General features: G+C 71.4%; 24 protein-coding genes. 8 read left to right on the top strand and 16 right to left on the bottom strand.

The window, feature by feature from the left end; all coding sequences use genetic code 11:
• Positions 1-8 precede the first annotated feature (8 nt).
• Together J5X75_RS27125 and J5X75_RS27120 are read left to right on the top strand one after the other, a co-directional pair.
• Positions 9-824, top strand: a complete 816-nt coding sequence (locus tag J5X75_RS27125) for a hypothetical protein (RefSeq protein WP_208470333.1) — start codon at positions 9-11, stop codon at positions 822-824.
• A 438-nt stretch (positions 825-1,262) separates the two neighbouring features.
• On the top strand, positions 1,263-2,468 hold the full coding sequence (locus J5X75_RS27120) for a hypothetical protein (protein ID WP_208470332.1): 1,206 nt from the start codon (positions 1,263-1,265) through the stop codon (positions 2,466-2,468).
• 165 nt (positions 2,469-2,633) lie between these two features.
• Here J5X75_RS27120 and J5X75_RS27115 read toward each other — a convergent pair whose 3' ends face one another.
• Entirely contained in the window at positions 2,634-3,599 is a 966-nt protein-coding gene (locus J5X75_RS27115) for a helix-hairpin-helix domain-containing protein (protein ID WP_208470331.1), read from the bottom strand.
• Between the two features lie 169 nt (positions 3,600-3,768).
• A complete protein-coding gene (locus tag J5X75_RS27110; protein WP_208470330.1) occupies positions 3,769-5,136 on the bottom strand; it encodes an APC family permease in 1,368 nt (455 codons plus the stop codon).
• A gap of 58 nt (positions 5,137-5,194) precedes the next feature.
• Here J5X75_RS27110 and J5X75_RS27105 point away from each other — a divergent pair, with 58 nt between their 5' ends.
• A complete protein-coding gene (locus J5X75_RS27105; protein WP_208470329.1) occupies positions 5,195-5,611 on the top strand; it encodes a universal stress protein in 417 nt (138 codons plus the stop codon).
• Between the two features lie 13 nt (positions 5,612-5,624).
• Here J5X75_RS27105 and J5X75_RS27100 read toward each other — a convergent pair whose 3' ends face one another.
• From J5X75_RS27100 to J5X75_RS27060, 9 genes are all read right to left on the bottom strand, one after another.
• Positions 5,625-7,481, bottom strand: a complete 1,857-nt coding sequence (locus J5X75_RS27100; RefSeq protein ID WP_208470328.1) for a pectate lyase-like domain-containing protein — start codon at positions 7,479-7,481, stop codon at positions 5,625-5,627.
• A 170-nt stretch (positions 7,482-7,651) separates the two neighbouring features.
• Entirely contained in the window at positions 7,652-8,512 is an 861-nt protein-coding gene (locus J5X75_RS44640; RefSeq protein ID WP_238489438.1) for a class F sortase, read from the bottom strand.
• 7 nt (positions 8,513-8,519) lie between these two features.
• Complete coding sequence (locus J5X75_RS27090; RefSeq protein ID WP_208470327.1) at positions 8,520-9,155, bottom strand: hypothetical protein; 636 nt, start codon at positions 9,153-9,155, stop codon at positions 8,520-8,522.
• Positions 9,156-9,487: 332 nt separating this feature from the next.
• Positions 9,488-9,964: a DUF2510 domain-containing protein gene (locus tag J5X75_RS27085; RefSeq protein WP_208470326.1), complete on the bottom strand. Its 477-nt coding sequence runs from the start codon at positions 9,962-9,964 to the stop codon at positions 9,488-9,490.
• A gap of 137 nt (positions 9,965-10,101) precedes the next feature.
• On the bottom strand, positions 10,102-11,610 hold the full coding sequence (locus J5X75_RS27080) for a M28 family metallopeptidase (protein WP_208470325.1): 1,509 nt from the start codon (positions 11,608-11,610) through the stop codon (positions 10,102-10,104).
• Positions 11,611-11,722: 112 nt separating this feature from the next.
• Positions 11,723-12,499 (bottom strand): ABC transporter ATP-binding protein, encoded by a 777-nt coding sequence (locus J5X75_RS27075; RefSeq protein ID WP_208470324.1) that lies wholly within the window; start codon positions 12,497-12,499, stop codon positions 11,723-11,725.
• Positions 12,500-12,512: 13 nt separating this feature from the next.
• Complete coding sequence (locus J5X75_RS27070) at positions 12,513-13,286, bottom strand: ABC transporter permease (RefSeq protein ID WP_208470323.1); 774 nt, start codon at positions 13,284-13,286, stop codon at positions 12,513-12,515.
• Positions 13,283-14,086: an ABC transporter permease gene (locus J5X75_RS27065; protein ID WP_208470322.1), complete on the bottom strand. Its 804-nt coding sequence runs from the start codon at positions 14,084-14,086 to the stop codon at positions 13,283-13,285. The genes J5X75_RS27070 and J5X75_RS27065 overlap by 4 nt, the downstream gene beginning before the upstream one ends.
• A complete protein-coding gene (locus J5X75_RS27060) occupies positions 14,083-15,045 on the bottom strand; it encodes an ABC transporter substrate-binding protein (RefSeq protein WP_208470321.1) in 963 nt (320 codons plus the stop codon). Before J5X75_RS27060 ends, J5X75_RS27065 begins: the two co-directional genes overlap by 4 nt.
• A 100-nt stretch (positions 15,046-15,145) precedes the next feature.
• Here J5X75_RS27060 and J5X75_RS27055 point away from each other — a divergent pair, with 100 nt between their 5' ends.
• The gene (locus J5X75_RS27055; RefSeq protein ID WP_208470320.1) at positions 15,146-15,931 is read left to right on the top strand and encodes an IclR family transcriptional regulator domain-containing protein; all 786 of its coding nucleotides are present in this window, start codon (positions 15,146-15,148) and stop codon (positions 15,929-15,931) included.
• A gap of 1 nt (position 15,932) precedes the next feature.
• On the opposite strand, the gene J5X75_RS27050 is transcribed toward J5X75_RS27055, so the two are convergent.
• The gene (locus J5X75_RS27050) at positions 15,933-17,378 is read right to left on the bottom strand and encodes a GGDEF domain-containing protein (RefSeq protein WP_208470319.1); all 1,446 of its coding nucleotides are present in this window, start codon (positions 17,376-17,378) and stop codon (positions 15,933-15,935) included.
• 99 nt (positions 17,379-17,477) lie between these two features.
• A complete protein-coding gene (locus J5X75_RS27045) occupies positions 17,478-17,915 on the bottom strand; it encodes a DoxX family protein (RefSeq protein WP_208470318.1) in 438 nt (145 codons plus the stop codon).
• 85 nt (positions 17,916-18,000) lie between these two features.
• Here J5X75_RS27045 and J5X75_RS27040 point away from each other — a divergent pair, with 85 nt between their 5' ends.
• The 4 genes from J5X75_RS27040 (at position 18,001) to J5X75_RS27025 (ending at position 21,757) form a co-directional block, all read left to right on the top strand.
• Entirely contained in the window at positions 18,001-18,573 is a 573-nt protein-coding gene (locus J5X75_RS27040) for a TetR/AcrR family transcriptional regulator (protein ID WP_208470317.1), read from the top strand.
• A gap of 315 nt (positions 18,574-18,888) precedes the next feature.
• Positions 18,889-19,317, top strand: coding sequence for a hypothetical protein (locus J5X75_RS27035; RefSeq protein ID WP_208470316.1), 429 nt, complete (start codon positions 18,889-18,891; stop codon positions 19,315-19,317).
• A 9-nt stretch (positions 19,318-19,326) separates the two neighbouring features.
• Positions 19,327-20,445, top strand: a complete 1,119-nt coding sequence (locus tag J5X75_RS27030) for a hypothetical protein (RefSeq protein WP_208470315.1) — start codon at positions 19,327-19,329, stop codon at positions 20,443-20,445.
• A 4-nt stretch (positions 20,446-20,449) separates the two neighbouring features.
• Positions 20,450-21,757 carry a vWA domain-containing protein gene (locus J5X75_RS27025; RefSeq protein ID WP_208470314.1) on the top strand — a complete coding sequence of 436 codons (1,308 nt, stop codon included), beginning with the start codon at positions 20,450-20,452 and terminating at the stop codon, positions 21,755-21,757.
• Here J5X75_RS27025 and J5X75_RS27020 read toward each other — a convergent pair.
• From J5X75_RS27020 to J5X75_RS27010, 3 genes are read right to left on the bottom strand one after another with little or no spacing between them, the layout of a single operon-like run.
• Positions 21,754-22,413: a TIR domain-containing protein gene (locus tag J5X75_RS27020; protein ID WP_208470313.1), complete on the bottom strand. Its 660-nt coding sequence runs from the start codon at positions 22,411-22,413 to the stop codon at positions 21,754-21,756. The two genes, J5X75_RS27025 and J5X75_RS27020, sit on opposite strands and share 4 nt — an antisense overlap.
• A 5-nt stretch (positions 22,414-22,418) precedes the next feature.
• Complete coding sequence (locus J5X75_RS27015; RefSeq protein WP_208470312.1) at positions 22,419-24,146, bottom strand: AbeC-like domain-containing protein; 1,728 nt, start codon at positions 24,144-24,146, stop codon at positions 22,419-22,421.
• Positions 24,143-24,676 carry a hypothetical protein gene (locus J5X75_RS27010; RefSeq protein WP_208470311.1) on the bottom strand — a complete coding sequence of 178 codons (534 nt, stop codon included), beginning with the start codon at positions 24,674-24,676 and terminating at the stop codon, positions 24,143-24,145. The genes J5X75_RS27015 and J5X75_RS27010 overlap by 4 nt, the downstream gene beginning before the upstream one ends.
• Positions 24,677-24,702 lie beyond the last annotated feature (26 nt).

The raw sequence follows: 24,702 nt of genomic DNA, 5'->3' as shown, positions 1-24,702 counted from the left end.
AGGCGGGCGTGCAGGCCCTCGGTGTCGCTGGAGACCGCCGACGCGGCGGCCAGTGGTGGGCCCTGGACGGCGACGACGGCGGCGAGCTGGCGGGTTCCGGGGGCGACCCGGCCGAAGTCGACGGCCGGTTCGGCGAGGCGGATCGAGGTGCGGCGGAGGGCGGCCGACGCCGCGGCGGCGACCCGGCCTTCGCCGGTGGCGAGCCGCCGCAGCGACGAGCGGGCCTCGACGGCGCGGGACAGGTCCTCGCCGGCGGCCGCGACCGCGAGCTGGGCGATCTGGGCCATCTGGTCGCTGCCCTGGCGGCGGATCCGGGCCAGGTACGGTTGCCGGCCCGACCCGAACACCCACTGCCGCACGCTGGGGTCGCGTTCGCGCAGGTGGTCGTGGAGTTCGCCGATGCCGATCCAGCCGTCCCGGTCGCGGTCGGCGGCGCCGGTGACGACGCCGTCGGTGATGAGCCCGGCGAAGGTGGGTGGTTCGGGCCGGGCGGTGGCGGCGATGACGACGCGGCTCTGCCACTCGGCGGCCCGCGCCGCGCGGAAGTGGTGCCCGGCGTCGACGGGGCTGCCGGTCCGCCCGTCGAGCAGGACGACGGCCTGTCCGGCCCGGCTCCGCTGCATGAGGGCGGCCATCTGCGCCACGTCGATCGCGGTGTCGGTGGGCCGGCCCATCACCGTGTCGGCGGTGGCGAGGTAGAGCCCGCCGCCGGGCCCGGTCAGCATGACGCCACGGAAGTAGACGAGGACGCAGTCGTCCTGCTCCCGGCCGTCGAAGATCGACTTGATTCGGGAGTACGCCTCGCGCGCCCCGGGATCTCGTAGATACGTCACGTCGAACCCGCCGAGCGCCGGCTCCCCGAGCATGTCCGCGAACGCCGGAACATCTGCCGACGGCACCGAGAACCTGCGCAACACGGGGTCGTCGTGCTGCTCGACGCTAACCACTACTGCCAGTCGTCGCCCGCTCATCGCATGCATCACCCGCCATCCATGGTGCGATGCCGAGGCGCGACACGAAACCCCGAGTTGATTACGAACGGCGTCGATCCGGCGACACTGCGTTGTTGATCTAGCCGGGGCGCGGTGGGCGGCGCTGTTCCGCGGTGGGTGCCCGCATGGCGATCCACCAGCGATGATGTTGCCGAATCGCCGGGCTCGGGGAGAGGTGGAAGGACGTCGATCCATGGTGCGCCGGAGAGTGTGCCGAAGTCACGGCGGATTCCGGGCTTTCACCGGATCCGGTGGTTCTACCATGATCGGATGTCTGATCTGTCCGGCGCCTTCGGGTTGCGCTCCGTGACGCCGGCGACCGTCGAGGTCGATTTCGGGGCCGGTCCACAGACGATGACCGCCGCGACGGCCGTACTCGATCTGATGCATCGCGTGCCCGCCGACGGCCCGGTCGATTTCACCGCGCTGGACGCCTTCCCGCGGAGCAGGAACATCCTGTGGTCCGGCGCCGACCGGGGTCTCGCCGAGGCGCTCCGCCCCCGTCCGCGGATCCGCTTCCTCGAATGGCGCGATCCGGTCGGCGACATCGACCTCACCGGCACCGCGGTCGGCGCCTTGCGCGTGCTCGGCTGCGGCGAGCTGCGCAGCCTCCGGCTGCCCGGCATGGAGACTCTCCTCCTGGCGGGCCGGTCACGCTCGCTGCGGGTCGATCTTCCCGATGCGGGGTACGACGTGAGCCTGCGCTGGTTCCCCGACGGCCTTCACCGGATGCGAGACGCCGGGGAACCGGGCGTGCGGCTCTCCGACGGCCTTCACCGGATGCGAGGCGGTGGGGAACCGGGCGTGCGGCTTCCCGACGGCCTCCATCGGGTGCGGAACCTCTGGCTCCGGGTGGGCGCCGGGGTGTCCGCCTCGGTGCTGTCCGGCCTGACCGAGCTGACGGACCTGCGGGTCGACTTCGAGGACCCGCGGAGCACGCTGGAGGATCCGCACCTGCTGGCCGCCTGCTCCCGCCTGCGCGCCGTCTCGCTGTTCGGCGCCTACGCCCTCGGCCCGGACGACCTGCCCGATCTTCCGGAGTTGCGCCGCCTCGAGGTGGACGGGATCCGCCGCAGCGTGGCCGGGGCGCTGCGCGACCGCTATCGGGGCAGCGCCGTGCGGGTGCGGATACGGGGTGACGTCGCCGACGCCTGGCTGGCCCGGAACCTCGGCAACCCGTTCCGGAACTGGGTGGAGGAGTCCGAGGCGGCCGCCGAGGAGGCCGGTTCCGCCTATGCGCGGGCGCTCGCGGCCGCCGAGGGCATCGTCCCGTCGGCGCCGGATCGTCTTCCGCGAGCCGAGCGCGCGCTGCGCCGGTTCATCGCCGACGTCAACGGCCTGGATCAACGGTACGGGGTGATCGAGACCGCCGAACGGGAACAGGTCTGGGACGTCTACCTCGACCTGGCCGCCCGCTTCCACGTGCCGGCGCGGGAGGGGCCGGCCGAGTGGTTCGACGACGGCCGGGAGTTCTGACCCCACCATCGAAATCGGTTCCCGCCGCCTGGCCGGGCGACGCGACCGCTCCACCGGGCGCGACTCGGCGGGGTGGCGCCGGGCCGCGACCCTCGTCGCGAGGTCGAGGTGGCCCGGCGGCGGCCGCCGGGCGTGCCCCCGGTGAAGGGGCACGCCCGGGTCCGTTCAGCTCTTGGCGCCGACCAGCTCGCGGGCCTTCTCCGGCCAGGAGGCGAGGCTCGCCGAACCGCGCATGCCGGCCGCGTTGATCGCCTGCTTGAGGCTGTCCACGTCGGAGTCGGCCAGCTTCGCGTAGGTGGTGATGCCGGCCGCGGCGAGCGCGATGGCCACCTTCGGGCCGATGCCCGCGATCTTCGTGAGGTCGTCCGGCTCGTCGATCGGGGCGGGCGTGCCCGCCAGGTCGGGCTCCTCGGTGATGACGGCCTGCGCCGGAATGACCGGCTCGGGCGCGACCACCGGCTCGGGAGCGACGACGGGCTCCGGGGCCACGACGGGCTCGGGAGCGACGACGGGCTCCGGGGCGACGACCGGCTCCGGGGCGGGCACGGGCTCAGCGGCGGCGACCGGCTCGGGATCGGCGACGGGCTCGGCGACAGCGACGGCGACCGGCTCCGGCTCGGCGACAGCGACGGGCTCGGGCTCGGGCTCGGCGACAGCGACGGGCTCGGGCTCGGTGACTGCGACCGGCTCGGGCTCCGCGATGACGACCGTCTCGGCGTCGGCGATGACGACGGTCTCCTCGTCGGCGGCCTTCTCCGCCACCGGCTCCGCGATGACGACCGTCTCGGACTCGGCGATGACGACGGTCTCCTCGTCAGCGGCCTTCTCCGCCACCGGCTCGGCGGCCGCCGGCTCGGCCGGGGTCTCGGGCTCGACGGCGGGTGTGGTCTCGGCCTCGGGCTCGACGGCGACGGGCGCGGCGGTGGGCTCGTCGGCGGGCGAGGTCACGGGAGACGGCTCGGAGTCGGTGTCGGCCGGCGTCGCGACGACCGCGACGGTCTCGGTCGAGGACGTCGACGGGGTCGAGGTCGTCGTGGCCGGGGCGGCGGAGCCGGAGCGGCGGCCCCAGATCAGCCAGCCGGCTATCACGCCGATCACGAGCCCGGCAACAACGGAGAGGAATGATGCCATATCGGGCCTCCGGACAGGAGAGGAGGGTGCATGTGGTAGCGGGCAGCTTCGCACATCGCTTCAAGCTGCCACGACGAGGGTGTCGACCAGCGTCGAACACCCGCCACCTGCGGTGCCCCAAGATTTCCGTCCGGTTACGCCGATCGGGTGAACCGGTCCGGTCACCCGATCAGGTACGCGATACGGCGCCCGGAACGAACCGGTTCGTCGCATACGTGATGGCCCACAGCACCACCCCGATGAGCAGCAGCACCCCGGCCACCCGGTAGTCCGCCCCGGCCCGCCCGGAGAGGGGGCTGGCCAGGAAGGCGCAGGCGACCGCCCCGAGCACCGGGATCACCGTCGGCGCCCGGAAGTGCTGGTGCTCGACCCGGTCGCGCCGCAGCACCAGACAGGCCACGTTGACGACGGTGAAGACGCAGAGCAGCAGCAGCGCCGTGGTGCCGCCGAGGGCGGTCAGATCGGCGAACCAGATCAGCCCGAACGCGATCAGGGTGGTGAACACGATTCCCACCCAGGGCGTACGGCGACGGCGGTGCACCCGGCCCAGCACCTTCGGGAGGACCCGCTCGTTCGCCATCCCGTACAGCAGCCGGCTGGCCATCATCATGTTGATCAGCGCCGAGTTGGCCACCGCGAACATGGTGATGAACGCGAACACCCACAGTGGGAACCCGGGCGCCCCGGCCTGCACCACCTTGAGCAGCGGCGTGTCACCGGAGCCGAGGTCGGCGGGCGCGACCAGCGCGACCGCCGAGATCGCCACCAGTACGTAGATGAGCCCGGTCACGCAGAGCCCGGTGAGCATGACGCGCGGGAAGATCCGGACCGGGTCGCGGGTCTCCTCGGCCATGTTGACCGAGTCCTCGAAGCCGACCATCGCGAAGAAGGCCAGCGCGGTCCCGGCGGTCACGGACAGCCACACGCTCTCCCCGGGCGGGGTGTTGAACTCGGTGAGCCGGGACAGGTCGCCGTTGCCGCCGCCGAGCGCCCACGCGCCGACCCCGATGACGATCAGCAGGCCGGTCAGCTCCACGCAGGTCAGCACCACGTTGGCCTTGACGCTCTCCCCGACGCCCCGGAAGTTGATCAGGCCGACCAGGGTGATGAAGCCGAGCGCCACGGCGGTGAGCGCCAGCCCGTCGCCGAGGGACAGGTCGAACGCCTTGCCGAAGTTCCCGGCGAACGCCTTGGACGCGCTGGACGCCGAGGTCAGCCCGGAGCACATCACCGCGAAGGTGACCATGAAGGTCAGGAAGTGCACCCCGAACGCCTTGTGCGTGTAGAGCGCCGCGCCGGCGGCCCGTGGGTACTTCGTCACCAGCTCCAGATAGCTGAACGCGGTGAGCAGCGCGACCACGAACGCCAGCAGGAACGGCAGCCACACCGCGCCGCCGACCTCGTTGGCCACCTTGCCGGTCAGCGCGTACACCCCGGTGCCGAGGATGTCCCCGACCACGAACAGCAGCAGAAGCGCCGGGCCGATGACCCGGTTGAGGGTGGGCTGCTCCGACCCGGGCGAGGTCACATCCGCCATGAGTGCTCCTTGCGAAGGTCCACTGCGGATTAGTGACGTTACCCGTACCGTGGGTCACATGCATATCGTGCTTGCCGCAAATCCCCAGGCCGAGCAGCCGTGGGTGACCGACGCCGTCGCCGACCTGGTCCGGCAGACGGGCGCGTCGGTCACGGTGATCGCGGTGGACGAGCTGGAGAGCGAGTATCTTTCGCCGATGCCGCGCAGCGTCTACACCGAGCGGGCCGAGCATGCCGCGGAGGCCGCGGTCCGGCGGTTGGCCGGGGCCGGGATCGAGGCTTCGCGTACGGTCCTGCCGGGCCGCGCCGCGGAGCAGATCATCCGGTTCGCGAGCGAGCAGGAGGCCGACCTGATCGTCCTCGGTTCGAGCGTGCGGCCGGTGGTGACGCAGCGCCTGCTGGGGAGCGTGCCGCTGACCCTGATCGAGAAGGCGGGCCGCCCGGTGCTGGTGGTCACCCGCCCCGTGAACGAGTGACCACCAGCTCAGATCACGGGACCGCGGGGTAGTCGGCCACGAAGACCGGCTGCCCGACCTTGGTGGTGTCCGCGGCCTCGCCGACGCCGTTGACCACGTGGTCGATGATGCCGGCGCTCAGGTTGACGGTCATGATGTGGTGCAGCTTGACACCGGGAGTCTGCGGCACCTCGAACCCGTTCTCGGTGTGGATCGACGGGTTGTTCTGGTTGAAGACGTAGACGCCCGCACCGTACAGATGATGGGTCTTGACCTTTGATCCGACCTTGTAGCCGGCGTAGCCCTCGACCGATCCGTTCATCCAGTCGGCCTGCGTGGGCGGGTCGTACGGAAGCTCGTTCTGGTAGAGGACCGTGGTGCCGCGCTCGCCGTTCCAGACGGTGTTGTACTTCTGGAAGTGCTCGACGAACAGGCCGGTCGCGGTGACGTCGTCGCCGTTGATGACGGCGCCGTAGCGGCCGGTGTTGGTCTTCCAGCGGTCGGTGTCGCCGTTCACGCCGTTGGTGAAGCCCTCGACGCCGTGGTCGCCGCGCCACACCCAGGTGTGGTCGATCAGCACGTCGTCGCTGTTGACCTCGAGCGCGATGTTGGTCTTGCCGATGTGCGGGCCGCCGACGCGGAAGTAGACGTCGTTCAGCGTCGTCGGGTTGGCCGCCGAGCTGAAGCCGAGGCCGTGCTTCTGGCCGACGCGCAGCAGGACCGGCGACTCCTTGGTGCCGGCGTCGATGGTGACACCGGCGATGATCACGCCGGGCACGTTGGCGACGTCGAGCGGGACGGAGCCGTTGACCGCGGTCAGCGTGGCGTGGCCGAGGCCGAGCACCACGGTGTTCGGGCGGCGCACCTCGATGCTGCGGGCGATGTCGTACACGCCCGGGGTGAGCAGCAGGTGCTTGCCGAGCGCCAGCGCCACGTTGATCTTGGTGACCGAGTCACCCGGCTTCGCGACGTAGAAGTCGGAGAGCGGGATGGTCCGGCCGGAGGTGTCGTCCCAGGAGGTGCCGGCCGTGTTGCGCTTGGCGGCGGGCACACGCACCTGGTACTTGCCCTTGGCGTCGACGAACAGGAACGGCTTCTCCCGGCTGACCGGGGTGGTGTCGAGGGTGGTGTAGGGCGGGTTCGGGAACGCCGCGTCGTCGGGCGCGCCGGTCACCCCGGCGAACACCTGGTTCCAGACGGCGTTGGACCAGCTCGCCACCTCGCTGTTGCGGGTGAGCCACTGCTGCTGGGAGCCGTTGACGGTGGTCGGCAGCTTCGAGTTGGCGATGAAGCCGCCGCTGGCGTACTGCGGGCCGGCGGTGCAGTAGTCCATCAGCGACAGGGTGCCGTTGGTGAACTGGGTCCGGCGCAGCGAGACGGCCTGGGAGACGGCCCAGAAGTTGGCGGTCTGCCGGCAGCCGTCCTGGCCCGCGCCGTTGATGTTGACGGTCAGGTTGGACAGGGTGCGCCAGAAGTTGACGAGCGCGATGCAGTTGGGGTTGGCCGGGTCCGAGCCGAGGCAGCGGTTGTACGCCTCCACCTTGCCGTTGATCACCACGTCGCCCGGGTTCGCCCCGAGGCCGGTGATCTCCGTGTAGTAGCCGACCTTGATCTGGAGCGGCTGCTCGGCGGTGCCGTAGGTGCCCGGCTTGAACAGGTACGCGTACCGGGCCGTACCCATCTCGTTGTCGACCTGCTTGGCGTAGGTGGCGTCCAGGGTGGCCTGGATGTCACCGACCGGCATGCTGGGGTCGAAGACGGTGACGTTGGAGCCGAAGCCCGGGATGCCGGAGCCGTGCGCCGATGCCGGTGAGCCCGGCAGGGCGGCGAGTGAGAGCCCGAGAGCGAGGGCGCCCACCGCGGCGCGGCGGAACGGGCGGATTCTCGTCATGCGGAGGGATTCCTTCCGAAACAAGATCGCAATGATGCCCGTCACAGAAACAACCGTGGATCGCCCGTGTCAAGGGAAGCTGTCCGGCATGCGGCCCGAACCGGGGCAAGACGGTCAGGTTCCGGAACCAAACTGACCGAAAAGCCGGTCGGAACCGCTCCCGGAAGCGGTTACGAGACGGCCTCCGCGAAGACGACGATGTTGCTCCGGTAGCTGCCCCGGCCCCGGTCGAAGACACCGCCACAGGTGATCAGGCGCAGCCCGGGACGATCCAGAGAGGCGTACACCTGGTGGCTCGGGAAGTCCCGCTTCGGATAGGCGGCCACCTTCGTCACGGTGAACCGGGCCACGGTGCCGTCGGTACGGCGTACCGCGATGGGGTCACCCGGCCTCGCCTCACCCAGCCGGTGAAAGACCGCGGGCCCGTCCCGCGCCGTGTCCACGTGCCCGGCCAGCACCGACGCGCCCACCTCGCCCGGCGTGGGGGAGTGGCGGTACCAGCCGGCCGGGGCGTCGCCGCGCAGCGGCGGCACCTCGAGCGTCCCGTCGTCCTGGAGCCCGAGCGTCATCAGCGCGGTGTCCACACCGATCGACGGGATCTCCAGGCGCACCGGCACCGACCGCGTCATCCCCCGCTGCTTCTCACCGCCCGCCGCGCGGTTCTTCCCACCGCCCGCCGTCGCTTCCTTGTCGCCACCCGCGGCGCCCTTCGTCTTCTCGCCGCCGGCCGCCTGCTTCTCCTTCTCACCACCCGCCGCACCCTTATCGTTCTCGCCGCCCGCGGCGCCGTTCTCGTTCTCACCACCTGCGGCGCCCTTCTCCTTCTCGCCGCCCGCCGCGCGCTTCTCCTTCTCACCGCCCGACGCCGAGCCGGACGGCGTGAGGTGAGAGGGCGAAGCGCCGACAGCCCCGGCCTCGACGGGTAGCGGTCCGGTGTCCTCGGTGCGCAGGCCGAGCGTGACGGTCGCGGTTCCGAGCAGAGCCAGCACGGCGGCGAAGGCCGCCGCGCGGCGATCATGGATGCGGGGCATGCCGCGCCTATCGGTGGTCCGGGCGCCGCATGCTGTACGCCCCCGCACCGGCCGCCGCGATCAACAGGAACAGGCCCGTCACCAGCAGCGTGAGGCGCCGCCCGCCGACCAGACCGCCACCCCCGGTGTCCACGCCGCCGGAAGGTGTCGGCCGCGCAGAGGCGTTGGGCTCATCGGTGACCGGGGGAGGCCCGGTCGTAACGGGAGGTTCGGTCGTGCCGGGCGGTTCGGTCGTGCCGGGTGGCTCGGCCGTGCCCGGCGGCGCGGCCGTGCCGGATCCACCGGAGCCTGGCGGCACTGATCCGTTTCCGCCACCGGACGGCCCCGGGTCAACGCCACCCGGCTGCGAGACGCTCGGATTCGGCTCGTTCGGATTCGGCTCGTTCGGGATCGTCCCGCTCGGAATCGGCCCACTCGGGATCGGCCCGGCCGGGTTCGACGCTCCCGGGTCCGGCGACGCGGGCGGGGCCGATGACGCCGGCCCGGCGGCGGGCGGCTGGTCGCCGTCCCGGCTGTCGCAGTACGCCAGCACCGAGAAGAGCAGAATCAGCGCGAGCAGCAGCCCCGCGCCGATCGCGACGGCCCGGTTGTTCTGCAACGGGCTCGGCCGGCGGTGTGCCGGATAGCTGCTGGGGTCGGACATGCGGTCCTTCCGGGGACGGCCGGGGTGGGCGCCACGCTAGTGGTCCTCTTCCCCGTTCCGCAGCCTTCTATCCGTGATCGGTCACTTCGGACGGTCACCGGGGCCGGGCGGGGCGGCAGCTTGGGGCGTCGAGCCCCGCCCGGCGCGACAAGCGTGCCGCGCGCCCCTCTCGTTTCGCTCTCGATCCGCTGTCCGGTGCGGATCACCGCGGAACCGATGCGCTGTCCGGTGCGGATCACAGCGAAACCGATCCGCTGTCCGGTGCGGATCGCGGCAGAACCGATCGTTGTCCGTCCGGACCACAGCGGAACCGACGCGCTGTCCGGTGCGGATCAGAGCAGGACGAGGTACGCGGTGAGCGTCAGCACCACCAGGGCGACCACGGCGACGGCCGCGGGCAGGATCATCCGGTGCGGCTCCCGGGCGGACGGGCCGGGCAGCGGCTCCGGCGTCCCCGCGACGGTGCGGCCGGGTGCCGCGTCGACCGGCGGCATGGCGTACGGAACGGCGGGCACCTCGGGGTGCGGCGCGGGCGGGGCCGAGCGCGAGCCGGAGAGCAGCGGCAGCCCACCCTGCCGCGCGGAGGCCGGCTGGGCGGTGCGTAGTGGCGCGTCGTCCGGGTCACCGGGGGCGACCGTGTGCCGGCCGGGGGCCGCGGGGCCGGTCGGCGGCACCGGCGGGAAGAAGCCGTTCGGCGGTGGCGTCGGAGGGCCGCCGGGCTGGATGTGATCGGTCCACTTCCCGCCGTCCCACCAGCGCTGGGCCGGTAGACCGCTCGGATCGGCGTACCATCCGGCGGGCTGCGACATGGCGTGCTCCCTTCTCTGGCCTGGGGCGAGGGCAGACTCTCCCGATCGGCCGGAGACGCCGGGTCTGAAGGGTTCCCGGCGGCGGGGTGAGTGGGGTTCCCGCCCGCCGGGGCTGACCGGCGGGCGGGTGACCCGGCTCAGGAGCGGGTGATGACCAGGTTGTCGACGGCGGCCTCGACGAGCGAGGCGGTGCCCGCGTCGGCGGCCTCCACCCGGATGCGGACGGTCTGCCCGGCGTACGCCGACAGGTTGGCGGTCGCCGTGGTCCAGGCCGCGGCCTTGTTCGTGGCGCTCGCCGTCTGGCTGAGCACGGTCGTCGTGGTGGTCCCGGAGACGACCTGTACGCGCAGGTAGTCGGCGCTCGTCGCGTTGTTGAGGTGGGCCAGGTACCAGGACAGGCCCAGCGTCAGCGTGCCGGTGGGCAGCGTGATCTGCGGGGAGACGATGCTGGTGACACCACCGTCGAGGTCGTTGGCCCCGGCACTGGATCCGGCGGTGGCCCCGGTGATCAGGGCGTAGCTGCCGCCGGCCGCCGCGTCGAGCTGGGTGGCCACGCCGGAGCTGCTGGTGGCGGCCGGGTTGCCGCGTTCGAGCAGGCCCGCGGTGGCGGTGTTGCCCGTGCCGGCGGTCCAGCCGGTCGCGGTCTCCAGGCCGTCGGACCAGACGGTGGTTCCGGGCGGCGGTTCGGTTCCGCCGTCGGCGAGGGTCCAGACGGAGTACGCGATGGCGTCGCTGTTGCGGTCCAGCGCCGTGTCGTTGATGTTCGACGTGGTGTCGCAGGAGGCGTGGTAGCAGGGGTCGAAGCGGGTGGCGGTGCCGCCCCAGAGCTGGACCTGCGCGGAGGTCTTGGTGCCCTCGGCCCCGGTGAAGATGCCGCCCGCGGGGATGCCGTTGGCGATGAACGGGCCGTAGTCGCTGCGGCCGTCGAAGTCGGTGCCGCGGGTCGGCACGCCGATCGAGGAGAAGTAGGCGGCCAGGGTCGCCTCGATCTGGGCCGATCCGGCCGGGCCGGGACCCGAGCCGGTGCCGTCGGAGTTGTCGCCGTCGTAGAGGAAGTAGCCGGGGTTCGGCGAGCCGATCATGTCGAAGTTCAGGTAGCCGGTGATCGCCGACCGCTGTGCGCTGGTGAGCGAGTTGACGTACGCCGTCGAGCCTCGCAGGCCCAGCTCTTCCGCGCCCCACCAGGCGAAACGCAGGTGCCGGTCCGGCTGGAAGCCGGATCGGGAGACCTGGAGGGCGACCTCGAGGATGCCCGCCGAGCCGGACCCGTTGTCGTTGATGCCGGGGCCGGCCGTGACGCTGTCCAGGTGGCCGCCGATCATCAGCGTGTCGCTGGTGTCACCGCCCGGCCAGTCGGCGATCAGGTTGTAGCCGGTCGCCCCGTTGTACGTGAACGACTGCTGGGTGGTGGTGAAACCGGCCGCGTCGAGCAGGTTCTTCACGTAGGTGACCGAGGCCAGGTAGCCGGGGCGGCCGTGCGCCCGGTTGCCGCCGTTGGCGGTCGCGATGCTCTGGAACTGGCTGAGGTGCGCCTTCACGTTGGCGACCGCGATGTCCGGCGCGGCGGCGGCCTGGGCGGGGCTGGTGATGGCGACGGCGAGGCCGGCTGTCAGGGCGGCGACGCCGATGAGGGGTCTTGCTCGCACGAGTTCTCCTCTGCGGGCTCAGGAATCTGGGGTGGCCCGAGCATCGCAGAGGAGAACGCCCGGACCCCCATATCAATCGATACCTATCAGGGGCCCGGGCGTCCGGTGCGGATCAGTGCACGGCGTTGCGCTTGGCGGCCTGGATCTGCTCGTACACCCGGGTGCGCAGCTGGATGAACCGGGGGTCGGCCCGGGTGGTCAGCTGGTCCCGCTGGTCGGGCAGATCGATGGCCAGCTCCTCCTGCACCACGGTCGGCGACGTGGAGAGCATCACCACCCGCTGTCCGAGGTAGACCGACTCGTCGATGTCGTGGGTCACGAACAGGATGGTCACACCCAGCCGCTTCCACAGCTCGCGGACCAGGTCCTCCAGGTCGGCGCGGGTCTGCGCGTCGACGGCCGCGAACGGCTCGTCCATGAGCAGCGTCTGCGGCTCGTACGCGACCGCGCGGGCGATCGCGACCCGCTGCTGCATGCCGCCGGACAGCTGCCACGGGTACGCCGACGCCGTGCCGGTCAGGCCGACCGCGTCCAGTGACTGCTCCACCAGTTGCCGGCGCCGGGCCCGCCCGACTCCTTTCTGCTTGAGCGGCAGCTCCACGTTGTCGCGCACGCTCATCCAGGGGAACAGGCTGCGCCCGTACTCCTGGAACACCACGGCCATGCCCGGCGGCGGCCCGTCGACCGGCTTGCCGTCGACGCGGACGTCCCCGGCGGTCGGGTCGAGCAGGCCGGAGACGCAGCGCAGCAGGGTGGTCTTGCCGCAGCCGGACGGGCCGACCAGGCAGACCAGCTCGCCGTTGTCCACGGTGAACGTCAGGTCGCGGAGCGCCTCCACCTCCCGGTTTCCGGACCGGTAGACCTTCCGTAGTCCCTTCACTTCGAGCATCGTCGCTCCTCCCTCAGCTCTGGCGCTGCGCCGCGCGCAGGCCCTCGTACCATCGCAACGCCCGCCGCTCGGCGAGCCGGAACAGCAGCGACAGCACGAAGCCGAGCAGGCCGAGCAGGATGATCCCGCTCCACATCTCGGGGATCGCGAAGCTGCGCTGGAACTGCACGATGGTGAAGCCGAGGCCGTTGCTGGCCGCGAACATCTCGCTGATCACCATCAGGATGATCGCGATGGACAGCGCCTGGCGCAGTCCGGCCGCGATCTGCGGGCCCGCCGACGGCAGGATCACCTTGGTGATGCGGGCGACGCCGTTCACCCCGTACGAGCGTGCGGTCTCCAGCACCACGCCGTCCACCGCGCGGACGCCTTCCACCGTGTTGAGCAGGATCGGCCAGATGCACCCGAAGACGATGACGATCACCTTCATGGCGTCGCCGATGCCGGCGAACAGCATGATGACCGGCACCAGCACCGGCGGCGGGATGGCCCGGAAGAACTCCAGGACCGGCTCCACCGTGGCGCGCAGGCGCCGGTTCATGCCGATCGCCACGCCGGCGCCGATGCCGATCAGGGCGGCCAGGAGGTAGCCGGCGAACAGGCGCAGCAGGCTGGGCGCCACGTCGGCCCGCAGCCGGTCGAGGCTCCAGGTGTCCCCGAACGCGACCAGGATCTTCTCCAGCGGCGGCGAGTAGAAGCTCTCGCTGCCGGCGGAGAGGAGATACCAGCCGGCGAACAGGATCAGCGGCAGTGCGACGGCGAGCAGGATCCTCTTCACGACGTTCATGCGGTCACCTCTCCCCGCACGGACTGGTGCCAGGCGAGCAGGCGGCGCTCGCCGGTACGAGCCAGCAGGTTGATGATCACGCCGAGCACGCCGGTGACGACGATCAGGGCGTACATGGTGGGAACGGCCTCGGAGGCCTGCGCCACGGCGATCTCCTTGCCCAGGCCGGGCGAGCCGATGACCAGCTCGGCCGTGATCGCGAGGACCAGCGCCACCGAGGCGGCCAGCCGGACGCCGGTGAAGACGTACGGCAGGGCGGTCGGCCAGAGCACGTGCCGGATCCGGCCCCACGCGGAGAACCGGAAGCTGCGGGCGGTCTCGAAGGCGACCGGGTCGACGTCGGCCACCCCGTACAGGACCTGGACCAGGACCTGCCAGAAGGCGGCGTAGCAGACCAGGAGAAGGGTGGAGCCGAGGTCGGTGCCGTACATCAGCACGGCGAGCGGGATCAGCGCCACCGACGGGATCGGGCGCAGGAACTCGATCGTCGAGGCGGTCAGCGATCGCAGCACCGGGATCGACCCGATCACGATGCCGGCGAGCACGGCGGCGCCGACCGCGATCGCCAGGCCGGCGGACCAGGCGATCAGCGTGTCGGTGAGGGCCGTCCAGAACGCGGGGGTGCCGGCCTCCTCGGCCAGCGCGGCCGCGATCCGGCTGGCCGGCGGCAGGTACCGCTCGTCGACCAGGCCGAGCCGCGGCGCCAGCTCCATGACGAGAAGCAACCCGGCCAGGCCGGCAGCGCCCAGGAGGGCGGTGCTGCCGGACCGGGCCGGGTTGCCACGACGGGGGGACGTCACGGGAGGAGCTTCTCCAGGTCCGGGGTGCCGGTGAAGATGCCGTCCTCGGCGCCCAGGGTGGCGAGGGTCTGCACGGACGGCTCGTTGATCTGGGTCGGCCACTTCGGCAGGACCAGCGAGGCGCGGAGCTTCTCGTCGATCTTGGTGTAGGTGCCGAGCACGGTGCGGACCTCGTCCGGGTGCGCGTCGGCGTAGGTCAGCGACTCGTTGATCGCCTCGGTGAAGCGCTTGACCAGGTCCGCGTCCTTCTCGATGAGCTGGGTCGACGCGAAGTAGGCGGCCACCGTCAGGTTCGGCGCGGTGTCCACGAAGGTCGAGGCGATCTCCCGGCCACCCGCGGCCTTGATGGTGGACAGCTGCGGCTCGACCACCCACGCGGCGTCGACCTGACCGTCCTGGAGGGCGGCCGGCATGTTCGGGAACGGCATCTCGACGAAGTTCAGGTTCTTCTTGTCGCCGCCGTCCTTGCGGACCGACTCGCGGGTCACGGTGTCACCGATGTTCTTCAGGGTGTTCACCGAGATCTTCTTGCCGACCAGGTCCTTGGCGGTCTTGATCGGGCTGTCGCCCTTGACCACGACGGCGCCGAAGTCCTTGCCCGCCTCACCGGTCGACGCGACGCCCGCCGCGATCGCCTTGATCGGCACGGTCTTGGTCTGGGCGATCAGCAGCGAGGTGAAGTTCGAGAAGCCGAACTGGAACTGGCCGCTGACCACACCAGGGACGATCGCCGCGCCACCCTGGCCGGCCTCCAGGGTGAGCTCGATGTTCCGGCTCTTGAAGAAGCCCTTCTCCTTGCCCAGGAAGATCGGGGCCACGTCGACGATCGGGATGACACCGACCTTGACCTGGTCGACGCCTTCGGCATCGGTCGTGCCGCCCGAGTCGCCGGAGGTGCCGCAGGCCGCGAGGGCGCCGGCGAGGACGGCCGCCGTCAGCCCCGCGAGAAGTCGCCGCATATTTACTCCTTCGAAATGTGTGCGCATGACGAACGTGAGTTCTCATGGAGAACGCTATGATGTGCCCCGTGTCACGTCAACGACTCGGGTCGATCAACTGATGCCGCGCGAACCGTACTACGTTCAATCGCTGGAGCGGGGGCTCGCGGTCATACGTGCGTTCGACTCCCGGAACCCGGAACTCACGCTCAGTGACGTGGCTCGGGCCTGTGGTCTCACCCGCGCGGCCGCCCGCCGATTCCTGCTCACGCTCACCGATCTCGGGTACGTGCGGACCGACGGCCGGCTGTTCTCGCTGGCCCCACGGGTCCTGGAGCTCGGCTACTCGTACCTCTCCAGCCTCTCGCTGCCGGAGGTCGCCGAGCCCCATCTGGAGCGCCTGGTGGCCGAGGTCCGGGAGTCGTCCTCCATGTCGGTGCTCGACGGTGACGACATCGTCTATGTCGCCCGTGTCCCGACAAGTAGGATCATGCGGGTCGCCATCAACGTCGGCACCCGATTTCCGGCATACGCGACGTCGATGGGCCGGGTCATGCTGGCCGCACTGCCGGAGCCGGAGCTCGACGCGTACCTCGACCGGGCCAAACTGGAACGCCTCACCGACCGCACCATCCACACGCCCGACGCGCTGCGCGCCGAACTGCGGCAGGTGCACCTCCAGGGGCACTCGATCGTCGATCAGGAACTCGAGGAGGGACTGCGGGCCATCGCGGCGCCGATCCGGGACCGCACCGGCGCCGCCACCGGGGCGGTGAACATCTCGGTGCACGCGGCCCGGGCCACCGTCGACGAGATCCGCGAGCGGCTCCTGCCACCGCTGCTCGCGGCCACCGCCGCCATCGAGGCGGACCTGCGGGTCGCGGCGCCGCGGCGGACCATCGCCTGAGTCAGGCGGCGACGGCCGCCGCGTGCAGGTGCGCCGAACCGGGTACGCGCTTGGCGGCGTACATCGCACTGTCCGCCGCGCGCAACAGATCGTCCTGGTCGTCGCCGTGCCGCCCGCAGGCCACGCCGATGCTGGCCCGGACGCGCAGCGCCCGGCCGGCCACGGTGACCGGATCGGCCAGCCCGGCCATCACCCGGCCGATCACGGTGGACGCCTCGGCGCAGGTGGTTCCGGGCAGCACCAGCACGAACTCGTCGCCGCCCAGCCGGGCCGCGGTGTCGCCGGGCCCGACCGCGCCGGCCAGCGCACCGGCCACCCAGGTCAGCAGCATGTCGCCGGCCTCGTGGCCGTACGTGTCGTTGATCTCCTTGAATCCGTCCAGGTCCAGCAGCGCCACGTGCACCGGGCACGGACCGGACAGCGCCTCGGCGAGCCGCCGGTGGCACAGTGCCCGGTTGGCCAGCCCGGTCAGCCCGTCGTGCGAGGCCGCGTGGTCCAGCCGTTCCAGCAGCAGTCTGTTGTCCTGCAACGCCCGGGTCTGCCGGTACGCCACCACCGCGGTCAGCGCCACCGCGGTGAACGCCACCGCCACCATGTCGTCGGACCCCTGCCAGGCCGCCACCAGCAGCAGCCCGTCCACCGCGGCCACCGCCACATAGGGCAGCACACTGTACGGCCGCCGCCGCGCCGGCCGGGTCCGCGAACCCGGGACGCGGGCCTGCGACCCGGCGGCCTCGGCGGCGAACCAGAACACCAGCGGCAGGTAGATCTGCGCCATGAACAGCCGGGCCTGCACCCCGGCGAGCAGCGGCTGGAGCATCGGCGCCAGGGCCGCCACGAACACCCCGGCCGCCAGAATCCGCAGACCGTGCCGGTCGATCGCCGCGTAGTCCGACACCATCACCTTGGCCAGCGCGAACACCACCAGAATCGCCAGCACCGCGAGAGCCAGCGAGGTCAGCACCGTCGAGGCCGTCCCGTCACGCAGCGCCGGCCGGGTCCCGAAGTGCCAGATGAACAGCGCCGCCGCCAGGGCCATGGTGCCGGCGTCCAGGGCGACCCGCGCGCCCGCGCCCGGCCGGCTGTCGCCGACGGGCAGGCGCGCCAGGGCGAAGATCAGGCAGAGCAGCGCCAGGCCGTCCAGACACAGCATGACCGAGCCGGTGTACGACGTACGCGCACCCGGGTGAGCCAGGACATCGGCGGCCTGCGCCGTCTGCCCGGCGGCCACCAGCACCGGGATCGGGCTCAGGTGCCGCCAGAACCGGCGGGTCGGGGCGGGCAGCGCCCGGTCGCGGGAGACCGACCAGAACGCGACCGCCGCCAGCGGCCCGCTCACCGGGATGGTCGCCCACAGCAGCCAGGCCGGCCCCACCGGGTGAACCGCCGTGATCGCGAACCACGTCACGGCCACCACGAAGAGGGCCAGGCACGTCCGCGACACCATGCGCCTGCTCGTCTCCACGAAATGTCTGATCGACACGGTCGCCGGTGACCTGAGTCCGACCGGTCTTCAGCGCTGTCTCGACCGCGGCGACCCAAGGGGCTACAGCGCCAGGGCGGCGGCGGCCACGAACACCACCTGCATGGCGGTGCGCAGAGGCAGCGGGGTGACCGGCCGGCCGCCCAGGCTCAGCCCGCGCCGGGCCGCCGACACGTTGGCCGGGAACATCGCGAGCATGAGCAGTGCCAGCCCGGCCGCGGCGTAGGGCGCCAGCGGCGGGATCAGCAGGGCCACGGCGCCGGCCAGCTCCAGGACGCCGGTGAGGGTGACGAGCAGATCCGGCCGGGGGAGCGCGGGCGGCACCATCGCGATCATGTCCTGCCGCCAGCCGGGCCGGAAGTGCTGCGTCCCGGTGAGGACCAGCATCAGCGCGAGGCCGCCGCGCAGGGCCGGCTGCCAGCCGTCGAGGGCGTCCACACCGGCCAGGCCGATCAGGCGGAGCACGGCGGACCCGGCGATCAGGGCGAGGAGCGGAATCATGAGCATCACCTTTCCAGTGGAAAGTTTCCACTGGAAAGATAACGCGGTGTTCCGGATTTTGCCAGTGGAAAGATAGGGTTCCGGTATGGAGCAGCCCGCCTACCACCACGGGAACCTGCGCCGCGTCATGCTCGACGCCGCGCTCCAGGCCATCGGCGAGTCCGGTCCCACCGGCTGGAGCCTGCGCGAGCTCGCCCGCCGCGCCGGGGTGTCGCACACCGCTCCCGCGCACCACTTCGGGGACAAGACCGGCCTGCTCACCGCCGTCGCGGCCGAGGGCTTCGACCTGTTCGCGGCGGCCCTGGAGGCGGCCGGCGGCGACTTCCTCGACGTCGGCGTGGCGTACGTCCGTTTCGCCGTCCGGCACCGCTCGCACTTCCAGGTGATGTTCCGCCCCGAGCTGTACCGTCCGGCCGACCCCGCGGTGGCCCCGGCCCGCGCCCGCGCCGCCGCGATCCTGTCCCGCGGCGGCCGTGCCCTCTCCCCGGACCCGGCCCGCGACCGGGTCGCCACGGTGGCCGCCTGGTCGATGGCCCACGGTTTCGCCGACCTGTGGCTCAGTGGCGCCCTGGCCGACGCCGCCGAGATCGACCCGGAGACCTACGCCCGCGAGCTCACCACCCTGGCTTTCGGGCATCTTCATCACTCTAAAGCCTGATCTATCTCATTTCCGGTCGCTGATTCAGACATTGGCGATAAGTCCGGTATAAAGTCGCGGTGATCGCGCGGGGTTTCCGACCCACCGCTGACCCGACGGCGAATGCCCGTGTTCAGCCCGCCCCGCGCCGCCGAGTGATCTCGCGGTGATCTCGGCCCGGCAGAACAAATCGGCTCATGCTGCGCGGAGAGGGCTTCCGCGCTTAATCGTTAGCGAGTTCTCGTGGATCACAGCCATCGGGAGATTCGTGCGGTCGTCTGCTATGGGGTATTCGATTTTCTGACTCCACGGCCGGTCGACTGGACGATCCCGCTGATGAAGAACATCGTCATTTCGTACCGTTCCTACAAGCGCACCGGAAGGCCTCTGGTCCACGCGGAACCGGACCGGGACGGCCGTCCGGTCCCGCGCCGGGAGGCGGTGCGGGAAATCGGGTCGGCGGTCAACGCGGCCAACGTCGAAGCGCTGCGGGCGGTATTCGCCGAGAAGAAGCAGCGGGAGGAGAAGTACGAGCGCTGGGCCAAGATCGTCGCGGAGGACGATCGGTACGGATACCTGCGCGGGCTGCTGAACGGCGCCGATCCGCGCGATCACGAGGCGATTCTCGTCATCGGTGTCGCCGGGGTGGATTTCCAACGTGCTCGCCCTCTCGTCCGGCATCGACTGGTCGACTACCGCGCGATCGGGACCGAGATCGCGAAAATGTGGAGAATGGCAAACCGTCGTGACTACCGGGAAGGCTGACTCGTGAAGATGGGCAGCGAGATCGAATTCGAGTGTGGGCACGCGGAACCGGCGGAGACGGACGAGTTCTCCCCGTACGCGGACGGATACGCCGTGCACGAGGCCGGGCACGTCCTGGTCCGGTACGGCGAATTCGAAACGGCGTTGAAATGCATGGAATTCGCGTTGGATCGCGGTGTCGTCCGGGCGGACGACGACGTCGTCGTGATCGAGGAGACCATCGGGCGGGCCGGGTGCCCGCGGGAATCCGTCGTCGTGCCGGCCGCCCGGGTGCCGACCGGCGGCGAGGGCGGGCAACCGCTGCGGCCGGTGGTGGGCCGGTTCCGCGGCTCGGCCGCCCTGCTCGCCGCGGCCGTCGTCCTGGGCGCCCTCCTCGTCGCCGTGCAGCTCACCGTCGTGCGTGGGAGCCGCCAGGAGACGGTCGCGAACCCGCAACGACTCAACTCCCTGGTGCTGCAGACCGTGCCCGAGGGGGAGGCCCGGCACCTGCCGGTCGTTCAGGACGGCGCCGCACGCCAGACCGAACCCGAGACACCGGCCGGCACCCCGCCGGCGACCGCCCCGGAGAGGACCGAGCCGCTGGACGAGACCGTGACGGTGCTCCGCGGGCCGAACCGGAAGGGCGGCATCAGCACCGCCTTCGTACCCCGGGAACGCGGCACGAAGAAGAACGAGTCACGGATGCGCTGGAAGGAGGTGAGGTCGTCGCGTCTCGTCACCACCCTCCAGTCGCCGGAGGACGCCGCATGCACCTGGCAGTTCCGCGGTGGCGACGGCGCCACGCCCGAATACCGCACCTCGCAGATCGCCGTCGAGCCGGGGGAGGCGCAGAAGGTCGAGGTCCCGGTGAACCGGTGGCGGACCGTGACCGCGGTGGCCGAGACGGACCGCGCCGGAGGCGACTGCTTCATGGTGGACCCGATGTTCGTCGAGGACACGACGAAGGACGATGAGCCCCCGCGTCCCGTGTCGACGGTCCCGGACCGCTGGCTGGAGACGGCGGCACCCACGGCCACGCCCGAACCGGCCGGGACGCCCACACCCTCGGCCGAACCGTCGCCGACCGCCCCGGCGACGAGCGACGGTCTACTACAGTCGGCCGGCCCAGAGGTTCCGGCGAAGGAGTAGTGCCGTGCGCGTCACCGCCCACCTCGATGTCGAGATGCTCGCCATCGAGACCGAGGACCAGGTCTCCGTGATGATCGAGCTGGCCGCGCCGCCGGTGCCCGGTGACGGCGCCGAGCGGCCGCCCAGCACCCTCGTGGTGGTGCTGGACCGCAGCGGCTCGATGAGCGGCGGCCGGCTCGACGGGGCGAAGAGCGCGCTGATCGCCCTCGTGGACCGCCTGGATCCCCGCGACCACTTCGGCCTGGTCGTCTTCGACGACCGGGTCGACGTGGTGGTGCCGGCCCGGCGGCTGACCGACAAGGCGGCGGCCAAACGGGCCATCGCCGGGGTGCAGGCGCGCAACAGCACCGACCTGTCCGGCGGCTACCTGCGCGGGCTCCAGGAGGCCCGCCGGGTGGCCGGGGCGGCCGGCGCCACCGTCCTGATCATCAGCGACGGGCACGCCAACGCGGGCATCACCGATCCGGAGGCGCTGGCCCGGGTGGCGGCCGAGGCGTACACGCACGGCGTCACCACGTCGACGCTCGGGTTCGGGCTGGGCTACGACGAGCGGATCATGTCGGCGATCGCCCGGGGCGGCTCCGGCAACGAGCACTTCGCCGAGGAGCCGGACACCGCCATCGCGCTGATCGCCGGCGAGGTCCAGGCCCTGCTGGCGCAGACCGTCCAGGCCGCCTCGCTGCACGTCCGGCTCGCCCCGGTGGTCAGCGGCGTGCTGGTGGTCAACGACCTGCCGGCCAACGTGGTCGACGACGGCCTGCTCATCGAGCTCGGCGGCTTCTACGCCGACGAGACCCGTCGGCTGGTGCTCACCTTCGAGGTGCCGGCGGTCGCCGCGCTGGGCCTGGCCGAGATCGCGACGCTGACCTTCACCCACGTGGAGCTGCCGGCGCTGGCCCAGCACACGGTGACGGTGCCGGTGCACGTCAACGTGGTGCCCGGTGACGTGGCCGCCGGCCGGGTGCCCGACCCGGTGGTCCGCACCGAGCTGGTCTACCTGCGCGCCCAGCGGGCCAAGCGGCGGGCATCCGAGCTGCTCAACCAGGGCGACTCGACGGCCGCGCTGGAGGAGATCCGGCAGGCCCGGGAGGAGATCGGCAAGGCGCGGGCGGACGCTCCGGAGTCACTGGCCGCCGACCTCGCCGAGGAGGCCGCGACACTCGACTACCTGGCGCGCGAGACCGAGATGGGCTCGGCCTCGCGCGCCGGCAAGTTCCTGTCCGCCAGCTCCCGGGCCCGCCTCCAGAAGCGCGGCCGGCGATACGACACCCCGCCGGTCCCGCCCACCGACGAGCCCGAGGAGCAGGCCTAACAGCGGCGATAGGCGGCGAGGCCGGCGAACCGCCGCGGGTGCTGCCAGTCGCCGCCGGCCCGGTCGACCGGGCAGCCCGCGTTCTCCAGCCGCTGGGCGACCTTGTTGCGCCAGTCCACGGCCGCGCTGATCGTCACGTAGTTGAGGCCGGCCAGGTCGGCGGTGCGCCGCATGACACCCGCCTCCAGGATGATCGTGTGGTCGGGCAGCGCGGCCAGGGCCATGCCGAGTTCCAGGAACACGTTGGGCCGCGCCTGGCAGCCGGCCGGCAGTTCGCCGTCGGTGTCCGAGGCGTCGCGCAGATCCGGGTGCAGCTGGACGACGTCGTCCGGGGTGAGGAGCGCGACGACGGCCTGGGCCTCCCGTACCGCCCGGGTCACCACCTCGGCCAGTGCGGGCGCGCCCTTGCCGGTGGCGCGGACCAGGTGTTCCCACTCCTGCGGCTGCAATCCGAGGGCACGCAGAAAATCGAAGACCGCGTTGCGTACGTCCAGATCGCGGCCGTGGATGACGAAGACCGTTCGCGGATCCTCCGCCCGCCGTCCACTCGCGCTACGCGGCGCGGCGAGGACCTGATCTCCCACCACCGTCCGGTCACCGAACGCCACGTTCGTACCGTGCAGGTTCTTGATCGTGTTCTGTTGTCCCTTGCCCATTTTCCTCACTTCTCCGGGTCGTCCTTGTCCTCCTTGTCCGGCGTCTGGTCACCGGCCTTGCCCTTCTTGCCGAACACGACGTTCTTGGAATGCAATTGGCCGATCTTGTTCTGTTGGCGATGGATCACCGTTCGAATGTCGTCCTCCAGTGAGGACGTGTCGATGTTGCGGCTCTTCAGATAGTCCGAGAGGCCGTTGCGGAGAGCCTGCATGAGGAACGCGATGGTGCGGTTGATGTCCTGCACCGCGTTCGGGTGGACCATGATCACTCCCTCCGCCAGCTTCTCCCGGACGGAGTAGGCGGCGCCGCGGCCGACGGGTCTGTGGTGCCGGATCCGGTAGTTCGTGAACCAGGTGGCGAAGACCCGCTGAGTCAGGCGACTGAGATCGCCGGGCAGCCAGAACAGCCCCCGGACGGCGGCGCGCCAGACGCGCGTCGATCCCCGGCAGACCGCTGACGTGCCGTGCGTCCACCAGTCCCTGGGCAATTGGTGGATGTTCGCCGACCCGCCGATCGTCATCAGGGGAAGCATCAGCGTGTCGATGTGCAGCATCAGGTTGTCGCCGGTCAGATCGGCCCGCAGGAACAGGGTCAGGATGATCCGCTCGTCCCAGTTGACGACCGGCACCTGGTAGCAGAGATAGGTCCGCCGGTCCGCGGTCGGATGGAGGAGACTCGGCAGCATCCGCTCCAGCGGCAGCCAGCAGTCCGGCAACTCCGGAAGGCCGTTGCCGTCGACGTAGGTCCGGTAGCCCACCCACGAGCCGGGCAGGTCGTCGGTGAGGGCGACTCGCTCCAGCCCGTGGTGCACCGACACCAGGTCGACGGGCTTGGGCTTCTTCCGTGAGCCGCTCGCCGTGGTCCGTCCGCGGGCGACGTCGATGTCGAACTGGAACTGATCGATGACCGAGCCGCTGCCCACGAAGGTGTTCTCCAGGAAGGTGTCCCGGCGACTCCCGAAGTCGTAGGTGACGACCCGGGCCAGCGCGTGCTCGGATGTCTGCGGCGGCTCGGGGCTGTCGTGGAGGTCGGCGAGGCGCCGCGCCGGCCGGGCGGGCAGCGCCGGCGCCTGTTCCCGGGGCGGTCGCTCACCGCTCCCGCCCGGCCGGCCGAACATCGCCCGCCGGGCGCGCGCCATCACGACAGTCTCGTCCAGGATGCCGATGAGCAGGACGACCCCGGCGGCCACCCCGATGACCATCGCCTCCCGGCGGCCGACCGCCTGCCAGAACCCGTACCCGGTGAAGCCCAGGGCCGCGACCACGACCGCGGCGCACCACCAGATGAACTGCCGCCAGGACTCCTTCCGCTGCCGGTACCAGATCGCCACCCGGCGTGCGGTCCACCGCCGTCGGCGCATCAGCCGCCGGAGCGCGACGGCCGCGACGATCCAGGCGATGGTCGCGCCGACGGCCACGAGACGGCCGTGCGCCCACCACCGGGAGACGAGCGTGACGACCATGGCGAGCAGGACCAGCCCGAGGGCGGTGTCACGGATGCGCTGCCAGCGCCGGGCCCACCAGGCGTGCCGGATGACCGCGGTGCTGTCGACGCCGTAGTTGGGGCCCCATGCCCGGTGCCGCTCGCCGAGGAACAGTTCGAGCACGGAGTTCCGGAGGCCGGGGTACAGGTGCATGGAGGCGCAGAGCTGGCGTGTCGGCGTGCTCGTCCACGAGCGGTGCGGCTCCTCCGGCACCTCCACGGCCGGGGGTCTCTCCTGGAGGGTCGTCATCGGTGGACGACCTCCTGCGGAGGGTTGAGCGGTGCGAGGTCGGCGGCGTCCGGGACCCGCAACCGGTGACGGACGGCCCGGTAGAAGTCGAAGAGCGCCGCGAGCGCACGGTCCCGTGGCGGATCGGCCGGATAGTCGGCGGCCCGGGGATCGATCCCGGTCGCCGTCATGACCTGCAGGGCCCACGCATGGCGTACGAACCGCCGCGCGGCCAGCTGGACCGGTTCGTCGGCGAGGATCCGGACCTCCGCCATGAGCGTCTGCAACCGGCCGCGTTCCCGGCGGATCTGTTCCAGGCTCGCCGGCCGGTCGGCCTCGTCGAGCGTCGCGTGATGGTCCGCGAGATCGATGACGGTACGGGCGCACGCGGCGAAATCCGCGCACGTGCCCTGGATCGCGTTGTCCCAGCGCGTGCCCAGCACACTACGGTGCCGCACTTTCTCGATCATGATGGTGGGAACCGATCCGGCTATCGCACCGACCACGATCGACAACAGCATCATGGCGTTCTGTCCTCCGTCATCGATCATCGACATCACCGTCGACCGATGCGCGT

Origin of the sequence: Actinoplanes flavus, from assembly GCF_017592555.1 — a bacterium.
Taxonomy (GTDB): Bacteria; Actinomycetota; Actinomycetes; order Mycobacteriales; family Micromonosporaceae; genus Actinoplanes; species Actinoplanes flavus.
The sequence above is the reverse complement of the archived record's forward strand: the minus strand, read 5'-3'. Positions and strand labels throughout refer to the sequence as shown.